Source organism: Streptomyces albicerus, assembly GCF_008905045.1.
Classification (GTDB): Bacteria; Actinomycetota; Actinomycetes; order Streptomycetales; family Streptomycetaceae; genus Streptomyces; species Streptomyces albicerus.
Genome location: NZ_VWMY01000018.1, coordinates 92,702 through 106,240, shown reverse-complemented (window position 1 = coordinate 106,240; position 13,539 = coordinate 92,702). Strand labels below are relative to the sequence as shown.

11 protein-coding genes are annotated in these 13,539 nt (G+C 69.6%); 5 read left to right on the top strand and 6 right to left on the bottom strand.

The window, feature by feature from the left end:
* Positions 1-97: 97 nt before the first annotated feature.
* The gene (locus GAS53_RS17835) at positions 98-961 is read right to left on the bottom strand and encodes a helix-turn-helix domain-containing protein (RefSeq protein WP_151478599.1); all 864 of its coding nucleotides are present in this window, start codon (positions 959-961) and stop codon (positions 98-100) included.
* A 224-nt stretch (positions 962-1,185) separates the two neighbouring features.
* Here GAS53_RS17835 and GAS53_RS17830 point away from each other — a divergent pair, with 224 nt between their 5' ends.
* Positions 1,186-1,614 carry a hypothetical protein gene (locus GAS53_RS17830; RefSeq protein ID WP_151478598.1) on the top strand — a complete coding sequence of 143 codons (429 nt, stop codon included), beginning with the start codon at positions 1,186-1,188 and terminating at the stop codon, positions 1,612-1,614.
* A gap of 34 nt (positions 1,615-1,648) precedes the next feature.
* On the opposite strand, the gene GAS53_RS17825 is transcribed toward GAS53_RS17830, so the two are convergent.
* A complete protein-coding gene (locus GAS53_RS17825; RefSeq protein WP_151478597.1) occupies positions 1,649-2,548 on the bottom strand; it encodes a helix-turn-helix domain-containing protein in 900 nt (299 codons plus the stop codon).
* 156 nt (positions 2,549-2,704) lie between these two features.
* Between GAS53_RS17825 and GAS53_RS17820 the strand changes: the two genes are divergently transcribed.
* Both GAS53_RS17820 and GAS53_RS17815 read left to right on the top strand, forming a co-directional pair.
* Entirely contained in the window at positions 2,705-3,010 is a 306-nt protein-coding gene (locus GAS53_RS17820; RefSeq protein ID WP_151478596.1) for a 4a-hydroxytetrahydrobiopterin dehydratase, read from the top strand.
* 8 nt (positions 3,011-3,018) lie between these two features.
* Positions 3,019-3,738 (top strand): class I SAM-dependent methyltransferase, encoded by a 720-nt coding sequence (locus GAS53_RS17815; RefSeq protein WP_151478674.1) that lies wholly within the window; start codon positions 3,019-3,021, stop codon positions 3,736-3,738.
* 28 nt (positions 3,739-3,766) lie between these two features.
* Here the strand turns inward: GAS53_RS17815 and GAS53_RS17810 are convergent, their stop codons facing one another.
* The gene (locus GAS53_RS17810) at positions 3,767-4,237 is read right to left on the bottom strand and encodes a hypothetical protein (RefSeq protein WP_151478595.1); all 471 of its coding nucleotides are present in this window, start codon (positions 4,235-4,237) and stop codon (positions 3,767-3,769) included.
* On the bottom strand, positions 4,234-4,713 hold the full coding sequence (locus GAS53_RS17805) for a hypothetical protein (protein WP_151478594.1): 480 nt from the start codon (positions 4,711-4,713) through the stop codon (positions 4,234-4,236). Before GAS53_RS17805 ends, GAS53_RS17810 begins: the two co-directional genes overlap by 4 nt.
* A 62-nt stretch (positions 4,714-4,775) precedes the next feature.
* On the opposite strand from GAS53_RS17805, the gene GAS53_RS17800 reads away from it, so the two are divergent.
* Entirely contained in the window at positions 4,776-5,726 is a 951-nt protein-coding gene (locus GAS53_RS17800) for a helix-turn-helix transcriptional regulator (protein ID WP_151478593.1), read from the top strand.
* Between the two features lie 90 nt (positions 5,727-5,816).
* On the top strand, positions 5,817-7,688 hold the full coding sequence (locus GAS53_RS17795) for a rhamnogalacturonan lyase (protein WP_151478592.1): 1,872 nt from the start codon (positions 5,817-5,819) through the stop codon (positions 7,686-7,688).
* Positions 7,689-7,746: 58 nt separating this feature from the next.
* Here the strand turns inward: GAS53_RS17795 and GAS53_RS17790 are convergent, their stop codons facing one another.
* Together GAS53_RS17790 and GAS53_RS17785 are read right to left on the bottom strand one after the other, a co-directional pair.
* Entirely contained in the window at positions 7,747-10,392 is a 2,646-nt protein-coding gene (locus GAS53_RS17790; protein WP_151478591.1) for a cellulose binding domain-containing protein, read from the bottom strand.
* A 213-nt stretch (positions 10,393-10,605) separates the two neighbouring features.
* Entirely contained in the window at positions 10,606-13,527 is a 2,922-nt protein-coding gene (locus GAS53_RS17785; RefSeq protein ID WP_151478590.1) for a glycoside hydrolase family 48 protein, read from the bottom strand.
* Positions 13,528-13,539: the final 12 nt, after the last annotated feature.

Below are 13,539 nucleotides of genomic sequence, written 5' to 3'. Positions count from 1 at the left end.
GCGGGGAACTGCGCGACCAGCCCACGACGACCGTCACCCGACAAACAACCGGATCCCCGCTCCCCGCGGAGCGGCCTGCTCCCCGCGGAGCGGCCCGTCAGAAGTCGCCCCGGCGTGCCCGGATCATCTCCTTGGTGCGCCGGGCGGTGGCCGCGCCGGTCGTCATATGGTCCAGGACCTCCAGATGCGCAGCCACCTCGTTGCGGGAGTCCAGATACAGCGCCCCGGTCAGATACTCGGTGTAGACCATGTCCGGCAGCTCGGGCTCCGCGAAGCGGAACAGCACGAAGGGCGCGTACGTCCCCGGGTGCGGTCCGGACGCGAACTCGGCGATCTGCAACGTGATGTGGTCGTTCTCGACGGCCTCCAGCAGATGGTCCAGCTGCTCCGCCATCACCTCGGAGCGGATACTGACCGGCCGCTGCAGGACCGTTTCCTCCATGATCACCCACAGGTGGGGCGGACGCTCTCGGGTCAGCAGCTTCTGTCGGGCCATCCGCAGCGACACATGGCGTTCGATCTCCTCGGGCCCCGTCTGCCCGACCGTGCCCGCCTCAAGGACCGCGCGGGCGTAGGCCTCGGTCTGTAGGAGTCCTGGCACGAAGTGCGGTTCGTACGAGCGGATGATCGAGGCCGCGCCCTCCAGGCTCACATACAGGCTGAACCAGTCCGGCAGGACATCGTGGAAGCGCTGCCACCAGCCGGGCTGGTTCGCCTCCTCGGCCAGCCGGACGAACGCCGCGATCTCGTCGTCGGGCACGCCGTACGTCGACAGGAGCACCTGGACGTACGGGATCTTCAGCGAGACCTCGGCCATCTCCATCCGGCGGATGGTCGCCGGCGCGACACGCAGGATCCGCGCGGCCTCGTCCCGTTTCAGGCCGGAGGCCTCGCGCAGTTCCTGGAGCCGTTTTCCCAGTACCACCTGCCCCACGGTCGGCGCAGGACGCCTTTCACTCACGCCACGCCTCCCCACGCGCCGAGCATGGCGAGAAGTGTGCCATGTTCCGGTGAAACCCTCACCTGATCCGGGGTGCCCTCATTACCTCTGTGGTAATCGACCGTCACCCGCGGCGCACTGCATGGTGGGTGTACCGGTTCCCGGGCCGGCGCACTCCGGTCCGGGAACCGGGTCCCACTGGCCGGAACCGGCCCAGAACCGACCTCGACGGAGGGTGATCCGCCATGTCCGCAACCCAACTCGCCGCCCTGGCCCGTACGTCCGAGCCGCAGACCATGCTGCGTCGCTTTCTGGCGCTCGACGCGGCGGTGACCGGTGCGAACGGCATCGCCTACCTCGCCGTGTCCGGCCCGCTGGGGCGGCTGCTCGGCGTCGGCTCGGGGCTGCTGCTCGAACTCGGCCTGCTGCTCACGGTGTACGCGGCCGGTGTCGGCTGGCTGGCCTCGCGCCGGCAGCCGCCGGTCCTCCCGGTGCGGGCGGTGATCGAGATCAACCTCGCCTGGGCGGCCCTGAGTTTCGTGGCGCTCGCCGTGTGGCTGTCGCCGAGCACCGCGGGTGCGGTGTGGGTACCGCTGCAGGCGCTGACCGTGGCGGGATTCGCCCTGGTGCAGTACGCGGCACTGCGAGCCGTCCAAACCGGCCGGGAAAGCTGAACCGGATCCGAATGCGAAAGCAGCTGATTCGACGTCAGGACATCAGCGACTGAAGGTACTTGACCGTCGCCGGGTCGGCCGGGAGCAGCGTCTCGATGGCCAGCTCGGCGACGGTCACGTCCATGGGTGTGTTGAACGTCGAGATGGAGGAGATGAACGACAGCACACGCCCGTCGTGCTCGATCTGCATCGGCAGGGCGAAGTAGGGGACCGGCGGCTCCCCCCGCTCCTCGTCGCTCTCCGGGGAGGGGGGTCCCTCCAGCGAGGGGTGCGGATACGCCGCCACCTCCTCGTACAGCGCGCGCAGCGGCTCGGAGCGGCGCAGGGCGATCTCCCGCTCCATCTGGGCCAGCAGATGGCCCCGCCACTCGCGCAGATTGCGGATCCTGGGCGCCAGGCCCTCCGGGTGCAGCGTCAGCCGCATCGCGTTCAGCGGCGGGGCGAGAAGGTGCTCGGGGAGGGTCTCGAGCAGCATCGCGATGCCCCGGTTGGCGGCGACCACGTTGTACGTGGCGTCCACGACGAACGCCGGATAGGGCTCGTAGCCCTGGATGAGCCGCTCCATGCCCTCGCGCAGCGCCTCCAGCGCCGGGTCGTCGAGCGGGGTCTCCGGGTAGTGGGGTGCGTAACCGGCCGCCAGCAGAAGGGAGTTGCGCTCCCGCACCGGTACGTCCAGGTGCTCGGCCAGCCGCAGCACCATCTCCTCGCTCGGCCGCGAGCGGCCCGTCTCGATGAAGCTGATGTGCCGCGCCGACGACCCGGCTCGCAGGGCCAGCTCCAGCTGGCTGACCCGGCGCTGCTCCCGCCAGCCGCGAAGCAGCGGCCCGACACCCTTGTCGACGGGGGAGGCGCCGACGGAAGCGGAGACGGACGCTGAGCTGGGCGCGCTGACGGACCCGGCGGCGGACCCGGAGGCGGACGCGGCGGTGGTCATGCTTCGACCGTAGTCGATGCGCGGCCCGTGAGTCGATGTGCGGCCGGACGGCCGAATGCACACCCCATCGACCGCCCGGGACCCGCCTGACCAGGGCCGAAACAGTCGGAGTGTGGCAGGCTGAAGAGATCCCGACGTCACGGAAGGAGCGAGATCATGCCCCTCGAACCGCTGTCGCAGAAGGAGATCGAGGACCGGCTGGCGGAGCTGCCGGGCTGGTCCCTCGACGGAGACCGCATCGCCCGCTCCTACCGGCTCGGCTCGCACTTCGCGGCGGCCGCGCTGGTCGTGCACATCGCCCAGGTGCAGGACGCGCTGGACCACCACTCCGACCTCACACTCGGCTATCACACCGTCTCACTCACCGTGAACACGCACAGCGTGGGCGGCGCTGTCACCGAGCGGGACTTCGCCCTGGCGCAGCGGGTCGAGGAGATCGCCGCCGGGCACGGTGCGAATTGAGCGCGCTGGTGTTCGACTACGACAAGGAAGCCGAGCGGTACGACGTGTCCCGGGGCGGCGAACCCCGTGCCGCCGCGGCCGCGAGCGCCGTGCTCGGACTGCTCCCCGAAGGCGCGGGCGACCTGCTAGACGTGGCCTGCGGCACCGGCATCGTGACGCGTCGGCTCGCGGCGGCCGGTCTCGAGGTGACGGGCGCCGACGCGGCGTGCGGCATGCTGAGGCGGGCCGTCGAGCGTGTACCCGGCCGCGTTGTGCTCGCCGATATCCGCCAACTCCCCTTTCCGGACGCTTCGTTCGATGCCGTCTCGGCGATCTGGCTGCTGCACCTGCTGGACGACGCGGAGCGCGTCGTCGCCGAGGTGGCCCGGGTGCTGCGGCCCGGCGGTGTCTTCGTCACGACCGTCGACAAGGCCGCCGCGCACGACGTCCGCAGTGACATCGACGCCGTGATGGCACCGCGCCCGCGCCGCGCCGCCCGCGACCGCGACGACCTCGTGGCGTCGTACGCCGACCGGCACGCGCTGGTCCCGGCGGGGCGGTCGAGTTTCCGCGGCCGGGGCCGGGCCCCGGCACAGGCCGCAGCCGACGTACGGCGCGGCTGGTACACGCTGCTGCCGCCGGGCGCGCCCCTCACCGAGAAGCTCGCCTCCCGTCTGGAGCAGCTCCCGGACCAGCATGTCCCGCGCCGGGACCCGGAGTTCAAGCTACGAGCCTTCAAGAAGCCCTAGGTATCCGTGAACTCAGGAGATCCCCGGCTCAGGAATCCGTGGGCCGGCGCGTGAACTCCATGACCCAGTTGGTCACCCACGTCTTCTCCCCGTCCACCGAGAACGCCTGCTCCCAGCGTGCCGTGCGCTCCGAGATCCCCGACCACACGAACCGCACCCGCACGTCCTTGCCGTCATGGGTGTCGTCCCCGTAGAACTCGCCCCGCCCGTCGGTGAATCGGCCGATCACGGGCGGGAACAGCTTGCCGGTGCGGCTGGACGACCAGTTCAGCGACCAGTCCTCGGTCTCGCGGTCGAACAGCCGCAGGGTCAGCCCCTTGAAGCCCTGGCTGGAGCAGTCGATCTCGTCGATGTTGGCGGCCCCGTCGAAGAGACTCCAGCAGCGGTGCGTGGCGGTGAACTCCTGCCACCCGCTCTCCGGGTCGAGGAAGTCGGCCAGTCGGCGATTGCGGACGTCCCACCCGCCGAAGAAGAAGTCGAAGTCGTGCGGGCTGCTCATGAACGGTCTCCAGTCGTGCCCTCGGGGAGGGTGTCATTGACATAGGCGTCGAGGTCGGGGACATCGGGCGTGAGCATGTGCCGCACCCAGGCGTCGCGTTCGTGCAGGATCGGCGGCAGCTCCCAGACACAGCCGATCCAGGGCAGGTCCGGGGTGATGAAGTGCGTGGGGTCGCGGTCGGGGCAGCCGAGCACGGGCTGGCCCGCCGAGGCGCCCTTGAAGTGCAGGACGTTGTCCCACACCCAGCTGTACGCGTTGAGGTACGCGCCGTCGTCGCCGCCCCGGTGCAGCACGACGAACGTCGCCGGCGGTGTGGTGTCCGGCTCCGGAAGCAGCTTCGGCAGGATCGCGTACGCCGCCTCCTGGACGTCGCGCGCGATGCCCGCGGGGTCGGCCGTGACGTGGTAGCGCTTGATCCGCCGCCCCGCCACCTCGATGGGCGGCGGCACGGTCAGGAGTTTCTCCTTGAAGGCCATGAGAGGACGCTAGGACCGCTTCACTGACACCTTCTGTCAGTGAAGCCTGACATTCTGGGGAGGTGAAATCAGCCCGCCTCGTCTCGATCCTCCTGCTCCTCCAGACCCGGGGCCGGATGACCGCCGCCGACCTCGCCGCAGAGCTGGAGGTCTCGGTGCGCACGGTCTACCGGGACGTGGAGGCGCTGAGCGCCGCCGGAGTCCCGCTGTACGGCGACGCGGGGCACGCGGGCGGCTACCGGCTCCTCGACGGCTACCGCACCCGCCTGACCGGCCTCACCGCGGACGAGGCCGAGGCCCTGTTCCTCGCGGGCGCGCCCGGACCCGCCGCCGAGCTCGGGCTCGGCCCGGTCCTCGCCGCCGCCCAGCTCAAGGTGCGTGCCGCCCTCCCGCGCGAGCTGCGCGAGCACGCCGACCGCATCAGCGGCCGCTTCCACCTCGACGCGCCCGGCTGGTACGCCGACGCCGACAACGGGGCCGCCCCGTACCTCCCCGCCGTCGCCGACGCCGTCTGGAACAGCCGCGTCCTCAACATCCTGTACCGCCGCTGGCGCGAGCCCACCGACGTGCGGCGCCGCCTCGAACCGTACGGACTCGTCCTGAAGGCGGGCCGCTGGTACGTCGTCGCGGGACCGGGGCCGCGTACGTTCCGAGTCGACCAGATCCTCGAACTTGCCGCGTCCGACGAGGAGTTCACCCGCCCCGAGGACTTCGACCTCGCCGCGTACTGGACCGCGTACCAGCGGGACTTCCACGACCGGCTCCACCGGGGCGAGGCGGTGGTCCGGCTCGCCCCGGGAGTCCGCCTCACCGGACCGGCGGGCGACGCCGTGCGGACCAACGGCCGTACGGGCGCGGACGGCTGGACCCTTGCCGCCGTTCCCATCGAGTCCGTCGAGCACGCCCACGCCGAGTTCCTGCGCCTCGGCACCGGCGTCGAGGTACTGGAACCGGCCGAACTGCGTGAACGCATCACCGCGACGGTCACCGCGCTGGCGCGTACGTACGCGTAGAGAGCGCTTGCCGAGAGGCGGCAACTCCCGTGCCTCCAGCGGCGACTGGGAAGCAGAACCCGTCTGCCCCCTCTCAGGAGGTACGTCACCGTGCAGCACCCGCATCGCAGACGCAAGAAGACCCGGTTCCTCCTCACCACCGTGGTCACCGGCGCCCTCGCCGCCGCCGGTCTCACCGCGCTCACCGTGGGATCGGCGGAGGCCGCGACCGCGCGCCAGGTCGAGAAGCTCGACCGGGGTGTCGTCAGCGTCCACACCGACGCCGGCAACCTCGTCAGCTGGCGCTGGCTCGGCACCGACCCGAACGACGTGGCGTTCAACGTCTACCGGGCAGGTACGAAGGTCAACTCCACCCCGATCACCGGCTCGACGAACTACTTCCACTCCGGCGCGCCCAACTCGGCCGACTACACGGTCCGCGCGGTCGTGGGCGGCGTCGAGCAGGGCGACTCCGTGCACGCGATCCAGTTCCGCACCGGATACAAGGACGTGCCCATCACCCCGCCCGCCGGTGGCACGACCCCGGACGGCGTCGCGTACACCTACGAGGCCAACGACGCCTCGGTCGGCGATCTCGACGGAGACGGCGCGCTCGACTTCGTACTGAAGTGGCAGCCGACGAACGCCAAGGACAACTCCCAGTCCGGCTACACCGGCAACACGATCATCGACGGCGTCAAGCTCGACGGCACCCGGCTGTGGCGGATCGACCTCGGGCGGAACATCCGCTCGGGCGCGCACTACACCCAGTTCCAGGTGTACGACTACGACGGCGACGGCAAGGCCGAGGTCGCCATGAAGACCGCGGACGGCACGAAGGACGGCACCAGCGCCGTCATCGGCAGTTCGTCGGCCGATCACCGCAACTCCGGCGGGTACGTGCTGTCCGGGCCCGAGTTCCTGACCATGTTCAACGGGCAGACCGGCAAGGCGATGGGGACGGTCGACTACGTCCCGGCGCGTGGCACGGTCTCGTCGTGGGGCGACTCGTACGGCAACCGCGTGGACCGGTTCCTCGCGGGTACCGCCTACCTGGACGGGGCCAGGCCCTCGGTCATCATGGCGCGCGGCTACTACACGCGTACGGTGATCGCGGCCTGGGACTGGCGGAACGGCGCCTTCACCCGGCGCTGGACCTTCGACACCAACTCGTCGACCAACACGGGCAAGGGCTACGACGGCCAGGGCAACCACAGCCTGTCCATCGCCGACGTGGACGCCGACGGCAAGGACGAGATCGTGTACGGCGCCATGACCGTCGACGACAACGGCAACGGACTGTGGACGACCAAGCTGAACCACGGCGACGCCGGCCATGTCGGTGACCACAATCCGTCCCGCGCGGGCCTGGAGTACTTCAAGGTCTCCGAGGACTCCTCCAAGCCCAGTTCCTGGATGGCCGACGCGCGTTCCGGTGCCGTCCTCTGGCAGACCGCCACCGGCGGCGACAACGGCCGCGGGGTCGCCGCCGACATCTACGCGGGCAGCGCGGGCTCCGAGGCCTGGTCCGCATCCGACACCACGCTCCGCTCGGCCACCGGCGGCTCACTCGGCCGGGAGCCCTCCAGCATCAACTTCGTGAGCTGGTGGGACGGCGACACGACACGCGAACTCCTCGATGGCACCCGCATCGACAAGTACGGCACGTCCGGCGACACCCGGCTGCTGACCGGCGCCTCCGTCCACTCCAACAACGGGACGAAGGCAACCCCGTCGCTCTCCGGCGACATCTTCGGCGACTGGCGCGAGGAGGCCGTCTGGCCGACGTCCAACAACACGGCCCTGCGGATCTACTCCACACCGAACGAGACCAGCACGAAGATCACCACCCTGCTCCACGACACGATGTACCGCACCGCGCTGGCCTGGCAAAACACGGCTTACAACCAGCCGCCGCACCCTAGCTTCCACATCGGCAACGGGATGGCGACGGCGCCCAGGCCGACGGTCTATACCCCGTAGGCATCAGAGCAAGCAGGAGGGCGCGTGCCTCGTCGGGCACGCGCCCTCCGGTCTCGGCTCAGGCCACCGTGCAGGTCTGGTCGGCCAGCTTGAACGCGGCCGGTTCTCCGTTCGACCCCGACCAGCTTCCCGTGAAGCCGAAGCCCACCGACGACCCGGGCGCCACGTTCCCGTTCCAGCCCAGGTTCTTCACCGTGACCGCCGATCCCGACTGCGTGTGATCGGCGTTCCACAGCTGCGAGATCGTCTGCCCGTTCGAGAAGTTCCAGCCAAGTGACCATCCGTTCCAGGCAGTTGAGCCCGAGTTGGCGAGCTGCACCTCGGCCTGGAAGCCACCCGACCACTGGTTGGTGACCTTGTACGTGACGGCACAGGCACCGGTCGGCGTCGGATCGCCGCCACCACCGCTCGTGTCGGACGAGTCGCCGTAGACGACCCCGCGCCCGTTCGTGGACACGTACACGCGCCCGTACACCCGCGGATCCCCGGTGATGGCCGCGCCCGTCCAACCCCACTGGTGCGCATCGTCGTTGATGCGTGTCCAGGTCGCGCCCTTGTCCGTGGAGCGGAAGATGCCGCGTACGCCGCCGATCTTCGCGCTCGTGTAGAGCGTCTGGTACGAGGCGCCGGCCGCGGCCTTGCCGAAGCCGATCGTGTCGGCCTGCTCGACGCCGGACAGCTTGGTGAAGGTCGCCCCGCCGTCCGTCGAGTGCCACAGCCCGTACGCGCCGTCGCTCGCCCCGCCCGCCAGCCAGACGTCGCCTTTCGTGCCCGGCAGCGCCTTGAACCGCACGCTGTCGCCGCTCGGCAGCCCGGTCGCGGACGAGGCCGTGAAGCTCGCCCCGCCGTCCGAACTGACGTAGAACTTCCCGGACTTGAAGCCGTAGAAGGTCTTCGGGTCGACCCGGTCCGACTCCACGATCGCCCCGGCCGGAATCCCGCTCGACGCCGACCACGACGTACCGAACCCGGTCGCGTACTGCACACCCGCTCCCTCCGGACTCCACACGAAGCGGCTGCCGTCGGAGGCCGCCGCGATCGTGCCGCCGCCGCTCACGCCCGACGGGTCGGTGCCCGCGAACCAGTTGGCGCCGTTGTCCGTCGAGAACGCGACGTGCGGGCCCGAGTCGAGATTGCCCACCCGCACCACGGTGTTGGGGTTGGACTCGGCGTAGTCGAGGCTCGTCGTGGTGGTGAAGTTCGGCGAAGTGAACATCATCGACGGGACTTTGGTGAGGTCAGTGTGCCGGAAACCACCGACATCGCCCAGCGCACTGAGGAGTTGGGCGCCGCCGGACGGGGGAGCGGCGAGGTCGTTGACGGCCGTCTCCTCCAGGCCCTGCACCATCGGCTTGATGGCGAACTGGCCGCCGCTGTCCCACTGGCCGAGGTTCTCGGTGCCGTAGATCGTCGCGCCGGTCCCGTACATCATGCGGTTCGAGTTGAACGGGTCGATCTCCAACGCCTCGGTCATCCAGCCGAGTTTGGGCGTCTGCTCGGGCGGTGACGGGTTGGCACCCCACGTCAGCCACGGCGAGGACGAGACGTCCATCGTGTAGCGGTTCGAGCGGGTGGGATACGAGGTGTAGTCCCAGGCCTTCGTCCAGGTGCCGCCGCTGTCCGTGGAGCGGAAGATCTGCGTGTCCGGCCACCAGGAGCTGTACGCGGTCGCCATCACCGTGCCCGGCTTCTGCCGGTCCACGCTCAGCCCGCTGAAGCCGTAGTAGGTGTCGGCCTCCGCGACCGGGCTGATGTCCGTCCAGGTGCCGGTCGCCGTCGCGTACCGCCAGAGCCGGCCCTTGCCGCCGTCGTACGGGCCGCCCTTGTCGCTGTACGCGAGGTAGAGGTAGCCGTTCTCGGCGTCCAGCACGCCCTTGTGGGCCAGATAACCGGTGGGCTGCCCGGCGATACGGGACCAGGTCGCGCCCGCGTCGGTCGAGCGGTAGACGGCGTTGTCCTTGTCGGCGACGCCGACGTAGATGGTCTGGGTGGCGTTCGTGCCCGTGCCGGTCGACTCGTCGAAGGTGACCCAGGCGATGCCCTGATTGTCGGACGCGTACCCGCTCGTGTCCGTCGGATCCTGCGCGTAGTTACCGACGTTGGGAAAATTGGTCACCTGAGACCAGGAGGCGCCCGAGTCCGTGGACCGCCACAGACCCTTGCCGCTCGGCGCGCCCAGATACAGCACGCTGTTCTTGTGCGGGTCCACGGCGAGCCGCTCGCCCATGCCGCGCCCCGGCATGTTGCCGCCCAGCTTGAACGGCAGGTCGGCCTTCTGCCAGGTCGCACCCCGGTCGGAGGACCTGAGCACGGCTCCGTTGCCCGGGTCCCAGCTGTTCGTGTACGTGCCGACCGCCGCGTACACCCGGTCCGGCGCCACCGAGTCGGAGGCCAGGCTCACGACCCCGGTGTGACCCCAGCGGTCCCAGCCGACCGAGTCGAGCAGCGGCGTCCAGGTCTTCGACGACTCCTGCCAGCGGTAGGCGCCACCGATGTCGGTCCTGGCATACGCGAGGTTCTTCTCGGAGCGGTTGAAGACGATGCCGGGGACGAAACCGCCGCCGTCGATACGGGCGTTCTTCCAGGTGTACGTGTCGGCGGCGAGGGTCGTTTTCGGAGGGCTCGCGGCGAGGGCGGACGGGGCGCCCGCCAATAGGCCGGCGGTCAGCGCCAGCACGGCCGTGAGGATGCGGGTTCTTCGCACGGTGGGGGGTCCTCTCGTGAGGAGAAAGGCGTGACGACCGGACGGCCCCCAGTGAGGGTGGGGACCGCCCGGCCTGGTGTACGCGGAGCTCAAGCGGCTCCGGCGAAGTGCGGTGCTGCACCGCGCCCCGTTAGGGGCGCGGGGAACTGCGCGCCCAGCCACACACGGCCCGCAGCCTTCGTACCGCCCTTCCCGCGGAGCGCTTGGCGGGGGCTATTCGAGTAGCTCCGCGTACGAGCCCATGGCGAGTGCTATGTCCGCCTGGGCCCAGAACCGGTGATACGTGAAGGAGGGCGCGGCGCCGCCCGCCAGGTAGGACTCGATCTTCGACCAGGCGGGGTCGTCCTCGTAGAACGAGCGGATCGAGTCAAAGGTCGACGACGAGTTGATGGCGTCGCCGTTCGGCATCGTTCCGGTCCAGCCGTTAGGGACGTACACGCCGTCGTCGAAGCGGTTGTAGTCGGCGCGGGTCTCCGGGACCGCGATGCCCAGCGCGTCCTGGTTGTTCTCCCACATGCCGTCGAGCAGCGCCTTCGCCGTCGTCGCGGCCTCGGTGTCACCGGAGCGGTCGGCGTAGTACGTCAGGGTCTTGGCGTACGCGGCCGCCACGCCCACGTCGTCCGTGTAGTCGGCGACGGTGACGTGAAGCCCCGTGTTGGCGCCGGGACTTGAGGCGTTCCAGGTGTCGGGCTTGCCCGACCACTGGAGCGTGTTGGGAATGCGGAAGGTGCCGTCCGGATTGACGGTGGTCTTGGACAGCGCCCAGTCGACCCACTTGTCGAGGACGACCTTGGCGTCCGCGTCACCCGTCTGCTGGTAGTACTCGGCGACCCGCTCCATCGACCACGCCTGGAAGCCGAACCACTGGTTGGACGGCGGGTCGTGGTAGACGGGCTTCTCGTCGTAGTACATGCCGTAGAAGGTCGGCGTACCGGTCGGCGGTGTCGCGTACCGGCCCGCCCAGCTGTTGGTCGCGCCGCCCGCGATGGCACCTTCGCTCGACTGCAGCCAGCGGTAGAACTCCAGCTGCCGGTCCAGTGACTTCGCCCAGTCCGCCTGTCCTGTCGCCGACTTGGGCTTCAGGTCGGCGTACGAGCTGAGCGCGTACGCCGCCAGGGGGTTCTGGTAGCCGCCGTGGGTGTGGCTGGAACCGATGCGCCAGGCCCAGCCCGCCGAGGTGTCGGTGGCGCCGCCCCACGCGTAGTACCAGTTCAGCAGGTAGTGCGAGGCATCCTTGCCGGTGCCTGCGGGGCAGGTCGACGGGCCGACGCAGTTGCCGATCTTCTTGAAGTACTTGTCGTACATGGAGTAGCGGAGATAGTCGCCCATCTTCGCCGCTTTGCCGACCGTCGCCGACACCTCGGAGCCCTTGCCCTGCTCCTCGGCCCAGATGTCGGCCCAGTACGCGGCCTGCACGGCACGCGCGTCGGCGTCGGGCGCGTTGGTGAACTTCCACTGCTTGGCGTACGAGGCGTCCTTGGTGAACAGGTCCAAGTACCCGTTCGTGCCGCCGTACTTGAAGGCGTCGCAGGTGGGCTGGGGCACCGTCTCCCACACCGACTCCTGCGACCCGCGCTGGAAGGTGTTGATGTACGAGGGACCGGTGTCGGTCGGCCCCGCCTCGCACTTGCCCGGCGAGTTGCCGTACCCGTAGACGTTGTCGACGTCCTGCAGCCAGTGCATGCCGTAGACGTCGTCCGTGCCGTACGCACTCTTCAGCTCCGAGGCGATCGGGTCCGAGCCGACCGAGACACCGGTGTCGAGCTGCGCCGGGTACTCGTTCGGGGTGTCGTGCTCGGGCGCGTACGTCGCCGGCTTCGAGGCGTTGTAGAAGGAGTTCGTCGGCTGGTCGGCCTTCGTGGGGATCATGAACTTCTCCATGATCTCCCAGGCGCCGTTGAACCTGGACCAGTCGCCCGTGACCTTGCCGTACATGGCCTGGAGCCAGAGCAGATAGCTGTACGCCTCCGACGTCGTCTCATGGCCGTGGTCGGGCGCCTCGACGATCAGCGTCTCGACCGAGTGGTACGGGATGCCCTCGGGGGAGAAGTAGCCGTTCGCCGGGTTGGTGATCTTCCCGTAGAGCTCCAGGAAGCGGGCGTCGTACGCCTTCGACGCGGCGAGCTGCGTGACGGTGACCGCGGCCTTCGCGTGCCCGGTGGCCGTCGACTCGAAGCTCGCCGAACCGGTGCCAGAGGCGTCGGCGGTGACGGTCACCTTCTGCGCCGTGTTCCAGTTCGACGGGGTGAAGGTGAGCGATCCGCCGCCGGTGACGGACAGCCCCGCGTTGCCGCTCGCACGAGCTGTCGTCACGGTCACGTTCGCCGATGGCTGGGTCGACAGCTTCACGTCGTACGTGCCCGTCTTGCCCTGCTGGACGCCGAGTTGGTTCGGTGAGGCCACCACGGCGGGACCCGAGGCGACCGTGATGCCGACCGGTGTGGACTCCGCCGACGCGCCCAGGCTGTCGTACGCCTTAGCGAGGAGCGAATGACTGCCCACGGTCAAGCTATTGGCCGACAGCGTGTACGGCGAGGTGGTGTCGGTGCCGAGCAGCGTCGTGTCGTCGTAGAACTCGACCTTGCTGATCGTCGCGTCGTCCGCGGCCGCGGCGGTCGCCGCGAGCGGGACCGCGTCGCCCTGGGAGTAGACGGCACCCGCGGCGGGGCTGGTCAGCACGGTGATCGGCGGCTGGTGGGCGCCGGTGCAGGCCGTGCCGTTGATCGCGAAGGACGTGGGCGCGGCGTTGCTGCCGCTGTACGTGAACTGGGCACCCGCGGTGACGGCGGCCCCGACGGCGATCGTGCCGTTGTAGGAGGCGTTCTTCACGGTGACCGTCTTGCCGGACTGCGCCCAGGTGCCGCTCCAGCCGTTGCTGAGCTGCTGGTTGCCCGCGTAGTCGTACGTCAGGGTCCAGCCGCTGATCGCCTCCGTGCCGCGGTTGGTGAGCGTGAGCTCGGCGGTGAAACCGGAGCCCCAGTCGTTCGTCTTGTAGTCGACGCTGCACTGAACTGCCGCCGCTTGGGCGGGAGTTGCCCCGGTGCCGGTCGCCAGTGTCGTGATCGGGAGTGCGAGGGCCGCCACCATGGCGGTCCACAATCGCCGCGCCAGGCGGCGTCTCCGTCTGGGTGCCATGTTCTGGTTCCT

What these genes read in the sequence shown, in the direction of transcription:
- GAS53_RS17830 (WP_151478598.1), top strand. Translation starts at nt 1,186, where the DNA reads ATGTCCGCAACCCAACTCGCCGCCCTGGCCCGTACGTCCGAGCCGCAG.
- GAS53_RS17825 (WP_151478597.1), bottom strand. Translation starts at nt 2,548, where the DNA reads ATGACCACCGCCGCGTCCGCCTCCGGGTCCGCCGCCGGGTCCGTCAGC.
- GAS53_RS17820 (WP_151478596.1), top strand. Translation starts at nt 2,705, where the DNA reads ATGCCCCTCGAACCGCTGTCGCAGAAGGAGATCGAGGACCGGCTGGCG.
- GAS53_RS17810 (WP_151478595.1), bottom strand. Translation starts at nt 4,237, where the DNA reads ATGAGCAGCCCGCACGACTTCGACTTCTTCTTCGGCGGGTGGGACGTC.
- GAS53_RS17805 (WP_151478594.1), bottom strand. Translation starts at nt 4,713, where the DNA reads ATGGCCTTCAAGGAGAAACTCCTGACCGTGCCGCCGCCCATCGAGGTG.
- GAS53_RS17785 (WP_151478590.1), bottom strand. Translation starts at nt 13,527, where the DNA reads ATGGCACCCAGACGGAGACGCCGCCTGGCGCGGCGATTGTGGACCGCC.